General features: G+C 61.3%; 12 protein-coding genes. 3 read left to right on the top strand and 9 right to left on the bottom strand.

The window, feature by feature from the left end; translation table 11 throughout:
* The first annotated feature begins 79 nt into the window (after positions 1-79).
* Together VE26_RS12920 and VE26_RS12915 are read left to right on the top strand one after the other, a co-directional pair.
* Positions 80-844 (top strand): thermonuclease family protein, encoded by a 765-nt coding sequence (locus VE26_RS12920; protein WP_244465701.1) that lies wholly within the window; start codon positions 80-82, stop codon positions 842-844.
* Positions 841-2,319, top strand: coding sequence for a M48 family metalloprotease (locus VE26_RS12915; protein ID WP_160297849.1), 1,479 nt, complete (start codon positions 841-843; stop codon positions 2,317-2,319). Before VE26_RS12920 ends, VE26_RS12915 begins: the two co-directional genes overlap by 4 nt.
* On the opposite strand, the gene VE26_RS12910 is transcribed toward VE26_RS12915, so the two are convergent.
* The 6 genes from VE26_RS12910 to secA form a co-directional block, all read right to left on the bottom strand.
* Complete coding sequence (locus VE26_RS12910; protein WP_046105633.1) at positions 2,320-2,520, bottom strand: Flp family type IVb pilin; 201 nt, start codon at positions 2,518-2,520, stop codon at positions 2,320-2,322.
* Between the two features lie 35 nt (positions 2,521-2,555).
* Positions 2,556-2,963 (bottom strand): 8-oxo-dGTP diphosphatase MutT, encoded by a 408-nt coding sequence (gene mutT, locus VE26_RS12905; protein WP_046105632.1) that lies wholly within the window; start codon positions 2,961-2,963, stop codon positions 2,556-2,558.
* Entirely contained in the window at positions 2,960-3,706 is a 747-nt protein-coding gene (locus VE26_RS12900; protein ID WP_160297848.1) for a GNAT family N-acetyltransferase, read from the bottom strand. The genes mutT and VE26_RS12900 overlap by 4 nt, the downstream gene beginning before the upstream one ends.
* Positions 3,707-3,710: 4 nt before the next feature.
* Positions 3,711-4,946: a bifunctional glutamate N-acetyltransferase/amino-acid acetyltransferase ArgJ gene (gene argJ, locus VE26_RS12895; protein ID WP_046105630.1), complete on the bottom strand. Its 1,236-nt coding sequence runs from the start codon at positions 4,944-4,946 to the stop codon at positions 3,711-3,713.
* Between the two features lie 79 nt (positions 4,947-5,025).
* Positions 5,026-7,017, bottom strand: coding sequence for a BCCT family transporter (locus VE26_RS12890; RefSeq protein ID WP_046105629.1), 1,992 nt, complete (start codon positions 7,015-7,017; stop codon positions 5,026-5,028).
* Between the two features lie 158 nt (positions 7,018-7,175).
* Positions 7,176-9,872 carry a preprotein translocase subunit SecA gene (secA, locus tag VE26_RS12885; protein WP_046105628.1) on the bottom strand — a complete coding sequence of 899 codons (2,697 nt, stop codon included), beginning with the start codon at positions 9,870-9,872 and terminating at the stop codon, positions 7,176-7,178.
* Between the two features lie 398 nt (positions 9,873-10,270).
* On the opposite strand from secA, the gene VE26_RS12880 reads away from it, so the two are divergent.
* Positions 10,271-11,194, top strand: coding sequence for a peptidylprolyl isomerase (locus VE26_RS12880; protein WP_052715900.1), 924 nt, complete (start codon positions 10,271-10,273; stop codon positions 11,192-11,194).
* Positions 11,195-11,238: 44 nt separating this feature from the next.
* Here VE26_RS12880 and VE26_RS12875 read toward each other — a convergent pair whose 3' ends face one another.
* The 3 genes from VE26_RS12875 to VE26_RS12865 form a co-directional block, all read right to left on the bottom strand.
* A complete protein-coding gene (locus tag VE26_RS12875) occupies positions 11,239-11,895 on the bottom strand; it encodes a hypothetical protein (protein WP_046105627.1) in 657 nt (218 codons plus the stop codon).
* A 72-nt stretch (positions 11,896-11,967) separates the two neighbouring features.
* Positions 11,968-12,993 carry a L,D-transpeptidase family protein gene (locus VE26_RS18260; protein WP_200897248.1) on the bottom strand — a complete coding sequence of 342 codons (1,026 nt, stop codon included), beginning with the start codon at positions 12,991-12,993 and terminating at the stop codon, positions 11,968-11,970.
* Positions 12,994-13,203: 210 nt separating this feature from the next.
* Entirely contained in the window at positions 13,204-14,157 is a 954-nt protein-coding gene (locus VE26_RS12865; protein ID WP_046105626.1) for an acetyl-CoA carboxylase carboxyltransferase subunit alpha, read from the bottom strand.
* Positions 14,158-14,194: the final 37 nt, after the last annotated feature.

Raw genomic sequence — 14,194 nt, 5'->3', positions numbered from 1 at the left:
CGTGTGCATGGTGAACGAAGTCTTTTTTGGGGTACTTCGTTTGCGTCGCACCGCCCTCGCCTCCTTCGCCGCGACTATGTTGACCAGCATCGTGCCCGGCATGGCCTGCGAAGGGCTTCGCATGGTGCAGGCCGGTCAGGTCACCGAAATTGTCGACGGGGACACCGTAATGCTCGATTCGGGCCTGGTGGTCCGGCTTATCGGCACGCAGGCGCCCAAGCTGCCGCTGGGTCGCGAAGGGTTTGAGGCCTGGCCCCTGGCGGAAGAATCAAAGGCAGCGCTCTCTGCCCTCGCCCTGGGCAAGACGGCTCGGCTCGGCTATGGCGGCGAGGAAAAAGACCGCTATGGTCGTGCCCTGGCCCATCTTTTCGTCGATCGCGAGGAGGGCGAGGTCTGGGCTCAATATCAGATGGTCGCCAATGGATTGGCGAGGGTCTATTCCTTCCCTGACAACCGCAACTGCCTCGATCAACTTTTCTCGGGAGAAACGCAGGCGCGGGCGCAGCGGCTTGGCATCTGGGCCGATCCCTATTACAGCGTGCAGGCGGCGGATCGCCCTGATGCCCTGTTGGCGCGGGTGGGCGATTACGAACTGGTCGAAGGACGGGTGCTGCTGGCCGAAAAAAGCGGGCCGCGCGTCTATCTCAATTTCGGTCGGTTCTGGAAAGAAGACTTCACCGCCGTGATCGAGGCTCCCGCGCTCCGCTTGTTCGAGCGCGACGGTCTCGATCCGTTGGCATTGGAAGGTGCGCTGGTGCGCATACGCGGATGGGTGGACGAGCGGGATGGTCCGCGCATCGAGGTGACCCATCCCGAGCAGATCGAGGTTATGGCGAGGCCATGAGAGCGCTTGCTGGTAAAAAAGTGCTGCGCCTGAGCGTCCTGGCTGTGAGCCTGGTGGCCCTGGCTGCATGCTCTTCGCTGACTGGGTCCAATATCAGCGTCGGCCGGACCGGCGACAATCCTGCGCCCAATGTCGTGCCTGCCGGTACGGAGCCTGACGATGCTGTTCTCGGACGGCGCGAACATCCACGCATCATCGCCGCCTATGGTGGGGTCTATGAAGACCGACAGGCGGAAATCATGGTCGCGCGTATCGTGGGGCGCCTGCTAGCTGCCGCAAACCAGCCCAATGCGCAGTTCCAGGTCACCATTCTCGATACGTCCGAGGTCAATGCCTTCGCGCTGCCGGGTGGCTATATCTATGTGACACGCGGCATTCTGGCCCTGGCTTCCGACACGAGCGAACTGGCAGCCGTCCTGGCGCACGAAATCGCGCACGTGACGCTGCGTCACGCCCGGGCGCGTACCGACAGGACGCGCAACACCCAGATCGTCGACCGGGTCATCACCGGAATTTTCGGGGGCGATACCTCGACCGATGCCACCGCCAATCGTACGCGGCAGTCGCTGGCGGCTTTCAGCCAGAACCAGGAACTGGAAGCGGACCGGGAAGGCATCAAGTTTGCGGGCAAGGCGGGCTATGATTCGCAGGCGGCGGCACGCTTTCTTGGGGTGATGAGCCGGTTCGCAGCCTTCTCTTCAGGCTCAAGCATGGGTGATGACGGCTTCTTGTCCAGCCACCCTTCGACGCCGTCGCGTATCGAGACGGCCATGACGACCTCGCGCAGCATGTTCGGGGCGGCGGGGGGCGGCGAAACCGACCGCGAGGGTTATCTTTCGGCCATTTCAGGACTCACCTTTGGTGACAGCCCTTCGCAGGGCACCATCGTTGGCCAGAGATTCATCCACTCGGCGTCCAAGTTCACCTTCAGCGTGCCACAGGGCTACACGTTGCAGAACTCACAGAGCGCCGTGGTGGGCGTCGCCGGCGACGGGGAAGCCGTGCGTTTCGACAGCGCGGCGGTTCAGCCCAATATGGCGCTCACCGACTATCTCAAGTCGGGCTGGATTGCCGGTCTAAAGGCCGATTCTGTGGCGGCGCACAGCCATAACGGCATCGAAATGGCCTCCGGTCTCGCCCAGACCGACCAATGGTTCTTCCGCGTCGCGGTGATGCGGCTCGATGGCGAAGTCTATCGCTTCATCTTCGCGGCCAAGTCGGACAGCCAGCGTTTCAAGCAGGGCGCCGAGGCGACGATCCAGAGTTTCAGGCGCACCGACGCTGCCGATCTCAACCAGATCCGGCCACTTTCCATTCGCCTGGTGACGGCGCGCGCTGGCGACAGTGCCGACAGCATTGCCCGGCAAATGGCCAATATCTCGGGGGCCCGGGATCTCTTCTACATTATCAACAATCTCTATCCGGGAGATCCGATCGTCCCTGGGCAGCGCTACAAGGTCGTCGCCTCGCGCTGATCACTCGATCTTGTCGGTCTGGCTGGCAATGACTTGACCGGCGCCGCCCGGGCCGGTCCCGAACATATTCGCTACCGCATCGCCGAATAGTGTGAAGCTGGCCACAAGGGCCACGGCGATCAGAGTGCCCAGAAGGGCGTATTCGATGGCTGTGGCGCCGGTCTGGTCGGAGAAGAAGCGGCGAAAACTCTGCGCAAGCATTTCTGTGCCCCAAATTCACGGGGGCCTTCTGGCCCCTACAGCAGATCGCAGAGCGCTGCGATCAACGGCTCGTCGGCTGGTGGCATGGGATAATCGCGCAGTGCCTGCGGCCGGACCCATTTGAGCCCTGCATGCTCGAGCGCCTGCGGCGTCCCCTGCCACTTGCGACAGACGTAAAGTGGCATCAACAGGTGAATGCTTTCGTAAGAGTGGCTGGCAAATGAGAGTGGTGCCAGACAGGCTTCACGTGTCTCGATCGCCAATTCTTCGCGCAGTTCACGAATGATGGCGGCCTCCGGCGTTTCACCTGGCTCCACCTTGCCGCCTGGAAACTCCCAGAGGCCCGCCATGGACTTCCCTTGGGGGCGTTGGGCAATCAGGACCCGCCGGTCGGCGTCGACGAGCGCGCAGGCCACCACCAAAAGAAGCGGCTTGTCAGTCATGGTGCGGCTCCGGGGACGCGATAGGAGTAGTCGTACTGATGGGTATAGCCCAGCGCTGCATAGAGTGCCTTGGCGCCCAGATTGTCGGCCTGCACGTTGAGCGCGGCATATCGGGCGCCTTCCCCCCTGGCCCAGGCGAGGCCCGACCGCATCATCGCGCTGCCGAGCCCCTGGCGTCGCTGATTGGGTTCGGTGACCACATTGCCGGTGACGGCGATGCCGTCTGCAATGGCCATAATCGACGAGGCAACGGCCTCTCCTTGCCTGGTCAGCACAATGGCGGCTGCAGGCACGGTCAGAGCCGCCAAGAGGTTCTGCATCCCGATCATCGTGGTCTCGTCATAGCCTTGGAGCTTTCTGGCGACGGCCAGGAACTTCGGATCGAGAACGGGCAGGATCTGCGCCTCGGCGTCGGCCTCGACGTCACCGAGTTCCATGGCCAGCAGGTGGCTGGGATCGAGCGTCTGCCAGCCGGCCTCTGCCAGCGTCGCATTCAATTCGGGACTGGAAAGGGGCGTGATGCGAAAGACAGGCTTGATCTTGTGCCGGACCATCCATGAGCTTGCCGAAATGACCCTGAGATCGGCATCCTCAAAATCATCGGGGTCCAGGCATTGGGTGCAATTGGCGCGCTTGGTGTAGCCGCCCGCGGCCCGCCGCACCCAGGAGCCGTCCCAGTCGACCTCGATGCCGGGCCAGGCGCTGAGCCCGGCCCGTTCAAAGGCTTCGATTGAAGGGAGCATGGTTTCAGCTCCGATAGTCGCCATTGATGGTGATGTATCCGTGGGTCAGGTCGCAGGTATAGACCGTGGCCCTGCCATCACCGAGGCCGAGCTCAACGGTCAGCTCGAGTTCCTCGCCCTTCATATAGGCGCTTGTAGCGGCTTCGTCATAGCCTGCGGCGCGCTCGCCGTCCTTGGCGACGGTCAAGTCGCCGAAGCGGATGGAGAGGCGGTCGCGGTCGGCGGGCTCGCCCGCCTTGCCCACGGCCATCACCACGCGGCCCCAATTGGCGTCCTCGCCGGCAATGGCGGTCTTGACCAGCGGGCTGTCGGCGATGGCCTTGGCGATGCGGAAGGCGCTTTCGTCGGAGACGGCGCCCTCGACATGCACCGACACCTGCTTGGTGGCGCCTTCGCCGTCGCGCACGACATGGATGGCGAGCTCGAACAGCACGTCGGCCAAGGCCTGGCCGAAGATTTCGGCACGCGGATCGTCAAGGCTTTCGATCGGCTCCACCTTGGCCTTGCCGGTGGCAAAGGCGAGCAGGGTGTCGGAAGTCGAGGTGTCGCTGTCAACGGTGATGGAATTGAAGCTGGTCTGGTTGTGTTTGGCGAGGAGCGCCTGCAGCACCGGGGCGGCGATGGGCATGTCGGTGACCACGAAGGAGAGCATGGTGGCCATGTCGGGCGCGATCATGCCGGAGCCCTTGGCGATGCCGTTGATCTTGACTTCGACGCCGTCGATCTCCAGCACGGCACCGGAGAGCTTAGGGAACGTGTCCGTGGTCATGATCGCCTTGGCCGGCTCGATCCAGGGCAGTGCGTTCATGCGGGTGGCGGTTTCATCCAGCACGCCGTCGAACTTGGAAGCGTCGATAAGTTCGCCGATCACCCCTGTCTGGGCGATGAACACTTCTGAGGGCGCGCAGCCCAGCGCCTCGGCGGCCACCTTGGCGATATGGCGCACGCTTTCGCGGCCCTTCATGCCGGTAAAGGCATTGGAATTTCCGGAATTGACCACCAGCCCGCGGGCAAGGCCACCCGGCAGGTTTTCGCGGCAGAGCTCAACTGCTGCAGACGAGCATTTGGACCGGGTCAGTACGCCTGCGACAGTTGTGTTCTCGTCGAAGGCCATGAGCAGTACGTCGGTGCGGTTCTTGTACTTGATGCCGGCTTCGGCCGTGGCGAAGCGCACGCCCTCAATGACCGGCAGATCCGGATAGGATTTGGGGGCAAGGGGGGAAACCGGATGGGCAGCCATGACAAAACCTTGAACGGGCAAAAGAACTGCCTTGGTGTGCCTCAAAGGTGTGACACACGCAAGGCAATCCAAGAGTGCCTCAGGTGCCAGGCGCGTGCTCAGGCGCTGCATGCAGCAATTGCATGTCCGGCGATTTGACCAGCAGCAGATAGCGTTCGAACTGAACCAAAACATCGGCGATCAACTGATCGCGTCCAAAGCCCATGATGTCGTAGCCCCGATTTCCACTCGAAAAATAGGTTCGGGCCTCATAGCGCAGGTCAGGCTTGCCAGCGGCCAGAGGCGTCAGCATGGCTACCGGGTGGCTCGCCGGTGCCACGCCATAGACGAAGTCACGCACGCCCTCGGCCGGGGCCCGCAAGGCAATGGCGCCGGCCTCGTCGGCTTCAACCGTAGCCGCGCGCCCCCTATTGGTCAGTTCTCGGGCGACCTGCTCGAGCGCTGCCCGCGCCTCCTTGTCAATAAAGGTCCTGACATCGGCCTCCGTTGGCGCCTTGAGCATCATGGCCAAGCGCCGTTGCCAGGTGACACCGGCAGCCGGCTGAGCCGGGGTCAGTGCGCTTTCGGTGCGGCTGAGTTCCTGAGCGAGATCGGCGCGCATGCCGCTAAGGAGCGACCAGAGCAGAGCCAGAATGACGAAGATGAAGGGCAGGGCGCTGGCAATGGTGACCGATTGCAGAGCATCGAGCCCTCCGGCGAGGAGAAGGCAGGCGGCCACCACGCCGACAAAGGCGCACCAGAAAATGCGCTGCATGATCGTGGTCTGGGTCTCACCGCCTGCGGCGATGGCGTCGATGACCACCGACCCGGAATCGGCGGAGGTCACGAAAAATACCGCAACAAGAATGACCGCCAGCGTCGAAGTGATCACCGGAAACGGCAGATAGGTGAAGAATTCAAAGAGACCCACCGATAGGTCATTGGCGATGGCTGTGCCCAAAGCGCCACCGGCGACCGTCTGATCGATGAAGATGGCGGTATTCCCGAAAACGGTCATCCACACAAAGGTAAAACCGGCGGGAATGAAGAGCACGGCGGTAAGGAATTCGCGAACGGTACGGCCACGGGAAATGCGGGCAATAAACATGCCTACAAAGGGCGACCAGGAAATCCACCATGCCCAATAGAATAGGGTCCACGCGTCAATCCAGGGGGTGGGCTCATAGGCATAGATATTGAAGGTGCGCAGCAGAATGCTGTCGAGATAAAGACCCAAATTCTGGACGAAGTCGCGCGCCAGTTCAGCCGTGGGACCCACGACGAGCACGAAGAGCATCAACAGGATAGCGACCACGAGATTGAGCTCGGACAGGATACGAACGCCCTTTTCGAGACCGCTGACCACCGAGATGGTCGCAAGGCCGGTAACGACGGCGATGATGAGGAGCTGTACGGGGACCGAAATCGGTACGCCGAGCAAGAAGTTGAGGCCGGAATTGATCTGTGTGACGCCGACGCCCATCGAAGTCGCAATGCCGAAAACGGTGCCAACGACGGCGAAGATGTCCACGGCATGACCAATCGGACCGTTGATCTTGTCCTTGAGCAGAGGATAGAGGCCGGAGCGGATGGTAAGCGGTAAATTATAGCGATAACCGAAATAGGCGAGCGACAGGCCCACCACGGCATAGATGGCCCAGGCATGAATGCCCCAATGTAGGAACGTCACCGACATGGCTTCGCGCACGGCCGGGATAGTGCCTGGCTCAGCCGTCGGGGGGGCCATGTAGTGGGTCATAGGCTCGCCGACCCCATAGAACATGAGGCCGATGCCCATGCCGGCAGCAAAGAGCATGGCGATCCATGACGGAAAGCTGAAATCGGGTGTGGAATCGTCGGGTCCGAGCTTGAGCGAGCCGTAGCGCGACAGGCAGAGCAACAGCATGGCTGCCAGAACGACGCCTACAGCGAGCAGATAAAGCCAGCCGAAATTGGTGAGAATGCCGGATTGCAGCGAGGCAAAGATCTCGTCCGCCTCACGCGGGAAGACGACACCGACGGCCAGAAAAAGACCGATGGTCAGAAGGGCTCCGAAAAAGACCGGAGGATTGATGACGAATGGTTTGAACACGACGCTTATTCCTTGACGCTTTTTGGCCGCAGGCCGACGAGGCAGCCCAACGGTCAAATGCTAAGGCGTAAAAAGCGCAGATGGTTCCATGTATCGGCAGAGTCCAAAACAAGAAGGGCGGCCCTAGTGGCCGCCCTTTGGCAATCCAGTGCTTAAGGTCAGGCAAAAGCGCCGTGGCAATGCTTGAATTTCTTTCCCGAGCCGCAGGGGCACGGCGCGTTGCGTGAAACGCCCTGCAACAGCTTGGGGTCTACCGGGGGCAGCCCATCGATGCTCGCGACATCGTCGCCAAGCGCATCGTTCTCTCCCGTCGTGGGGTCGATATGGGTCTCCGTCAGCCGGCTCATATCCGGAGCCGGGGGCGGCTCGGGCTGGCGCAGTTGCAATTCGATATGACTGAGCTGGGTGGTGACCAATTCGCGCAGATTGCCCAGCATGGCCTGGAACAGCTCATAGGCCTCCTGCTTGTATTCGTTGAGCGGATCGCGCTGGGCGATACCGCGCCAGCCAACGACCTTGGAGAGATGGTCGAGCATGACAAGATGCTCGCGCCAGAGCCCGTCCACCGATTGCAGCAGGATGGACTTTTCCACCTGACGCATGATGGTGGCGGAATATTTCTCTTCCTTGGCGGCAATCAAGGCGTCGGACGCCTCGCGGATACGGTCCTCGACCACCTCGGCATCAATGCCTTCCTCGGCAGCCCAATCGGCGGCCGGGATATCGATGTTGAGATAGGTCTTGGCCGCGGCCTGCAATTGCTCGGTATTCCACTGCTCGGGATAGGAGCGGGGCGGAATGGACCGCGATACGACACTTTCGACCACGCCATGACGCATCTCGGTGATGGTCTCGCTGACGTCCTCGGCATCCATGAATTCAAGACGCTGTTCGAAGATCACCTTGCGCTGATCGTTCATCACGTCGTCGTATTTGAGGATGTTCTTGCGGATGTCGAAATTGCGCGACTCGACTTTACCCTGGGCGCGTTCGATAGCTTTGGTCACCCAGGGATGGGTGATGCTCTCACCCTGTTCGAGCCCCAACTTGCCAAGCATGGAATCCATGCTTTCGATGGGGAAGATGCGCATCAGGTCGTCCTGAAGCGACAGGTAGAACTTGGAATGGCCGGGATCGCCCTGGCGACCGGAACGGCCGCGCAGCTGGTTGTCGATGCGGCGCGATTCATGGCGCTCGGTGCCGATGACCATCAGGCCGCCAGCGGCCAGGGCCTTCTGCTTGTCCTCGGCAATCTTGGCCTTGATTTCGGCAATCTTGGCTTCACGCGCTTCCCCTTCAAGGCCATCGGCCTCTTTCTGAATGCGCATTTCAAGATTTCCGCCCAGCTGGATGTCAGTGCCGCGGCCGGCCATGTTGGTGGCGATGGTGATGGCACCCGGCAGGCCGGCATCGGCGACGATGAAGGCCTCCTGCTCGTGATGACGGGCATTGAGCACGTTCATGTGGCCAACATTCTTGGTCCGCAGGATATCGGCGAGCATTTCGGACTTTTCGATCGAGGTCGTGCCCACCAGAACGGGCTGGCCGCGATCCTGGCATTCCTTGATCAGGTCGGCGATGGCGTCGAATTTTTCGGCCGCCGTGCGGTAGATGGCGTCATCTTCGTCGATACGTTGCACCGGCAGGTTGGTCGGCACGGTCGTGACGCCCAAGCCATAGATGTCGGCGAATTCTTCGGCCTCTGTCGCCGCGGTGCCGGTCATGCCGGCAAGCTTCTTGTAGAGACGGAAATAGTTCTGGAAGGTAATGGACGCCAGGGTCTGGTTTTCGGCCTGGATCTTGACGTGTTCCTTGGCCTCTAGAGCCTGATGCAGGCCTTCCGAATAGCGGCGGCCCGGCATCATGCGGCCGGAGAACTCATCGATGATGACCACTTCGTCGTTGCGGACAATGTAATCCTTGTCGCGGCGGAACAGCTTGTGGGCGCGCAGCGCGGAATTGGCGTGGTGCACAAGGATGACGTTTTCCACGTCGTACATGGAGCCGCCCTTGAGCAGCTGTGCCTCGGCCAGAGCGGCCTCGAGCTTTTCGACACCTTGGTCTGTGAAGGTGGCGGCGCGATGCTTCTCGTCCAGCTCGAAATCGCCCTCGCCAATGATGGGCATCAGGGCGTCCATCTTCATGTAGAGGTCGGAGCGATCCTCGGCGGGGCCGGAAATGATCAAAGGCGTGCGCGCTTCGTCGATGAGGATGGAGTCCACTTCGTCGACGATCGCGAATTCATGGCCGCGCTGAACCATCTGGGCGCGCGTATATTTCATGTTGTCGCGCAGATAGTCGAAGCCGAGCTCGTTATTGGTGCCGTAGGTGATGTCGCAGGCATAGGCAGCCTTGCGCTCCGTGTCGGAGAGTCCGGGCACGATGGTGCCGGTGGTCAGGCCCAGAAAGCCATAGATCTGGCCCATCCAGGATGCGTCGCGCTTGACGAGGTAATCGTTGACCGTCACCAGATGTGCGCCCTTGCCGGTGAGAGCGTTGAGATACATCGGCAGGGTGGCAACGAGGGTCTTGCCTTCGCCGGTACGCATTTCGGCGATCGAGCGGTCGTTCATCACCATGCCGCCGATCAGCTGGGTGTCGAAATGCCGCATGCCCAAGGCTCGCTTGGAGGCCTCGCGCACCGTGGCGAAGGCCGGAACGATCAGGTCGTCGAGCTTGGCGCCCTGCTCGAGTTGTGCCTTGAACTCGGCGGTGCGAGACTTGAGCGCATCGTCGCTGAGCTTGGCCAGTTCGGGCTCGAGCGCGTTGATCGCGGCCACCTTGCCCTGGTATTGCTTGACCTGCCTGTCTGACGGTGTCCCGAAAATTTTTCGGGCAAGCGCAGCAAGTGCCATGTTCGTGGTCCTTTTTGTGTCGGCGGCGGGGCGTTGGATCAGGCGGCGCGTTTCTTCATGGCTGCGTCAGCCATCCCATTCGCCTCGTCAGAACTAAGGGAAGCCTTTCCGGTTCCCCGATGTCTCTGTCTGTCGCGTCCTGGACGCGCGTCCGTCGCGCGCCTGCAGTCCACGCTCTTTAAAAGCGGCTGAGATGTAAGAGTGAGGTCCGCTATTGTCAACGTATGCGAATTGCGCCACACCACGACTAAGCCCACGCTTTCCGGGCAGATCAGGCACAAGTGAAGACGAAATAATCGTCGCCGGTCCGGCACAATTTGGCCCTGTTGCCATGCGAGCGGGTTCAGGACCAAACCTTACCCATGTCGGGCCGCGCCCGGCGGAGGAGATCAGATCTCATGTTGACTTCGAGCCTGCGCATGCTGCGCACATTCGGTTTTGCCGCTCTGATGGCCACTACCACGATCGGTGGCGCCATGGCGCAGACAGAGGCGGCTGCCAATCCGGATACAGTCGTGGCCACGGTGGGCGACGAGGTGATCACCGAGGGCGACCTGACCTTTGCAGCCGAAGACATGGCGCAGGACCTGGCACAGATGCCGCCTGAAGAGCGCCGTGCCTTTCTCGTTCGCATCCTCATCGACATGAAGGTCATGTCCAAGGCGGCCCGCGATGCCGGCATGGACCAGACAGAGGTCTTTGCCCAGCGTCAGAAATATCTCGAAGAGCGGGCGCTGCGCCGCGCCTATTTCAATGAAGCCATCGCCGGTGCCGTGACAGAAGAAGCGGCCCGGGCCGAGTATGATGCCTTCGTCGCGCAGTTCCAGCCGGAAGATGAAGTGCGCGCAAGCCATATCCTCGTGGAAACCGAGGAGAGGGCGAACGAACTCAAGACCGAGATCGACAATGGTGCCGACTTTGCCGAGCTGGCCCGCGAGAATTCCATCGATCCGGGTGCCGCCAATGGTGGTGACCTTGGCTTTTTCGGCCAGGGCATGATGGTGCAGCCCTTCGAGGAAGCCGCCTTCGCGCTCGCAGAACCTGGCGATGTTTCCGCGCCGGTCCAGTCCCAGTTTGGCTGGCATATCATCAAGCTCGAGGAAAAGCGCCAGTCGGCTCCACCCACTTTCGAGCAGGTTGCGCCACAGATCCAGAACCAGCTGCTGATGCGCTCCTTCTCCGAAAAGGTGGATGCGCTGATGGCCGGCGTCGAGATCAATATCGAGGATGCCGAGCTCAAGGCCAAGTTCGATGCCCAGGAGGCGGCCGAGGCTGGTGCCGCTGCAGAAGTGGACGCGGCTGGCGAACCCGCTGCCCAGTAATCGGGGCGCTTCCTATGTCAAAGCCCGGCTCCGGCCGGGCTTTTTCATGCGCAGGTGACGCGAATTTCAGCGTAACCCGTTATGCCCTCATCTCCTCCCGAGGTCACACCGATGCTGCAGGTCGTGCTGCCCGGAACCAGGATGGAGCCGCCCGAGGCGATAGTGGTGCCGTCGCCGAGCACGAGATAGCCATTGGCCACCTGCGCGACATCGATGGACAGCGGCTGTCCGCAAACGCTGTAATTATCCCCTTCGGTAACGAGAATACGCATGCCCAGCGGCAGACAATCCTCATTACCGGCATCGGCTGTCGCGCTTTGCGGTATGGATGCGGGGCCGATGGGGGGAAGGGACACGGTGATGCCGTTCTCTTCTAACGTTGTCAGACGCGCGGCAAGCGCCTCAACGTCCTCTGCGCTCGCAGCGCCATTGCCGCGGGCGTAAAGATCGAGGCTGAGGCGCAATTGCGCCACTTCCGAAGCGAGGCGCCGCGTCTCGGATTGGCCCTGTTCGTGAAGCCACAAAGCGGCGCCAATCCCTGCCATTCCAATCAGTACCCCAAGGGCACCGATGCCCAAGGCCCAAGAGGCGCGGGTCTGCCGAGGGGAGCGCTGCATGCTTGGCTTTGCCAGATCCCGTTCGAGGGTGAGGTTTGGCAGCTTGTCGTCGCCGGAAGGGGATGGTTTGGCGACATCATCCATAACGCATCTCCCGATTTTTGATTCAGGCGGGCCATCCCACCAAAGTGCGGCTGAACTTGGGCCTTGGCAAAATCACGGTCGCTGGCTCTCCGGCGTCGGCATGCTGGCAGGATCGCCGTTCATCACTGGCGTGGCGATAGCGGGTTGAGCGGGGGTGCCGCCGAACACTGAGCCAATGCCCGAGAAGAAGCCGCTCACCGCTGCGCCGCGTTGTCGGACCGCCTCCTGCTCGGCGACCTGTCTCTCTGCCGCCTTGCGGATGGCGTCGGCCTGATTGGCGAGGGCGGCATTGTCAGCCTGCTGCCTGGCGGTTACCGCAGCATTGGCGACGACCGGGGGACAGGCGCCCAAAGCGTCGAGGGGAGCATTGGTGGCTGGATTGAAGATGTAGCGCTGTTCGCACACGTCCCAGACCGGAGGAGTCTTTGTCAGCTCGAAATAATCATAGCCGTCCTTGATGTTCTTCCAGAAATCGAAATGCGGGTTGGTTGCCTCCTGGGCAAGATTGGCCGTGGTCATGCGAAAGGGGAAAATCTGCAGCTGGAAGCTTGGATTGCCACCCTTGAAGGTCTCGCGGGCCAGCGCGTAAATCTCGGCTATGCCAGCATCGGTCATGGCGTAACAGCCCACGGACTTGCAATCGCCATGAACCATCAGATTTGAGCCGGTACGTCCGTGAGAGCGGTCGAACTTGTTTGGAAAGCCCGTATTGAAAGCCAGGTAATAGGCCGATTTCGGGTTCATCAGGCCGGGTGAGATCGTATAAAAGCCCTCCGGACTCTGTCGATCGCCTTCCTTGAACTTGGGGCCAAGATCGCCAGAGTAGGAGCAGATTTCGTAAGTCTTGAGCAGACGATATTGTCCCGAACTCGAGCGCTTCCACACCTCGAGCACTTCTTCCTTCTTGAAAATCCGCACCACCATGCCCGCGCCGGGCGATGAATCGATGCTGCGCAACGCCGCGACCAGAGTGCTGGACAGGGGGATATTGTGGCGATTGTCGCCGCCCTTGACGAAGCTGGAACAGGCGGCGAGCCCAACAGCCAGCCAGACCAGAATCACAAAGGCGCCAAGGCGGTGGAAGAAGGATGCAGACACGGGATAGCAGGTCCGGAAAAAGCGTTGGTGCCCTCTCCAGGGCCTGGTTTACGCAAAATGACCCAAGGCAGTGAATGAAGCCTTTACCATGCGCGTGCAGGCCCCGGAAACTCCTGTCTTCACGACAATTGTGATCGCGAGGGCGCGCGCAAAAAAAAAGGATCGCGCCGACTTTGCCGCGATCCCTCAGACAATGGTGTCTGGCTCACACTATAGATTGGTGCCGATGGCCAGAAATTTTTCGCGGCGATGTTCCCGCGTTTCGAGCCGCGACTTTCCGCTGAAATCCTTGAGGAAGCCGGCAATTGCCGCGCGTGCGGAATCCATGATCGCGCCATGGTGACGATGGGCCCCACCGGCCGGCTCGGGGATAATGGCGTCGATGACGCCAAAGCCCAGGAGGTCCTGGGCGGTGATCTTTTGGGCTGTCGCCATATCCTGAGCCCGGCCCGCATCCCGGAACAGGATCGAGGCGCCAGCTTCGGGGGAAATCACCGAGTAAATGGCGTTTTCGAGCATGAGCACGCGATTGGCCGTGGCAATGGCAATCGCGCCGCCCGAGCCGCCTTCGCCGATGATGATGGCGAGATTGGCAACGCCCAGTTCGAGACCCTTCTCGGTGGAGCGCGCAATGGCCTCGGCCTGACCGCGCTCTTCAGCGCCGATGCCTGGATAGGCGCCGGCCGTATCGACAAAGGAAATCACCGGAATAGAGAATCGGTCCGCCATTTCCATGATGCGAACCGCCTTGCGATAGCCTTCCGGATTGGCCATGCCGAAATTATGCTTGAGGCGGGTTTCGGTGGAATTGCCCTTTTCCTGGCCCAGAATGGCGACCGGCTCGCCGTTGAAGCGGCCAAATCCTGCCTGTAGCGCGGCGTCTTCACCGAACTTGCGGTCACCGGCGAGGGGTTGCCATTCGGTGATCAGCGACTTCACATAGTCGGAGAAATGCGGCCGTTGCGGATGGCGGGCGACCTGGGTCTTCTGCCAGGGGGTCAGCTTGCGGTAAATCTCGACCAGCGCCTCGTCGGCACGCGCGGAGAGGCGGTTGACTTCCTCGTCGATGGACACGGCCGAATCGTTGGCCGCAAGGGACTTGAGTTCCACGATCTTTGCTTCGAGATCGGCAACCGGCTTTTCAAAATCGAGATAAGACTGCATCCCACCGCCCGTTCGGGTCTGAGTTTTCGCGCGCATG

Source organism: Devosia chinhatensis (genome assembly GCF_000969445.1).
Taxonomy (GTDB): domain Bacteria; phylum Pseudomonadota; class Alphaproteobacteria; order Rhizobiales; family Devosiaceae; genus Devosia; species Devosia chinhatensis.
The sequence above is the reverse complement of the archived record's forward strand: the minus strand, read 5'-3'. Positions and strand labels throughout refer to the sequence as shown.

Bases quoted from the DNA above. Each gene is read 5' to 3' on its own strand.
- VE26_RS12915 (WP_160297849.1), top strand. From the start codon at position 841: ATGAGAGCGCTTGCTGGTAAAAAAGTGCTGCGCCTGAGCGTCCTGGCT.
- VE26_RS12910 (WP_046105633.1), bottom strand. From the start codon at position 2,520: ATGCTTGCGCAGAGTTTTCGCCGCTTCTTCTCCGACCAGACCGGCGCC.
- mutT (WP_046105632.1), bottom strand. From the start codon at position 2,963: ATGACTGACAAGCCGCTTCTTTTGGTGGTGGCCTGCGCGCTCGTCGAC.
- VE26_RS12900 (WP_160297848.1), bottom strand. From the start codon at position 3,706: ATGCTCCCTTCAATCGAAGCCTTTGAACGGGCCGGGCTCAGCGCCTGG.
- argJ (WP_046105630.1), bottom strand. From the start codon at position 4,946: ATGGCTGCCCATCCGGTTTCCCCCCTTGCCCCCAAATCCTATCCGGAT.
- secA (WP_046105628.1), bottom strand. From the start codon at position 9,872: ATGGCACTTGCTGCGCTTGCCCGAAAAATTTTCGGGACACCGTCAGAC.
- VE26_RS12880 (WP_052715900.1), top strand. From the start codon at position 10,271: ATGTTGACTTCGAGCCTGCGCATGCTGCGCACATTCGGTTTTGCCGCT.
- VE26_RS12875 (WP_046105627.1), bottom strand. From the start codon at position 11,895: ATGGATGATGTCGCCAAACCATCCCCTTCCGGCGACGACAAGCTGCCA.
- VE26_RS12865 (WP_046105626.1), bottom strand. From the start codon at position 14,157: ATGCAGTCTTATCTCGATTTTGAAAAGCCGGTTGCCGATCTCGAAGCA.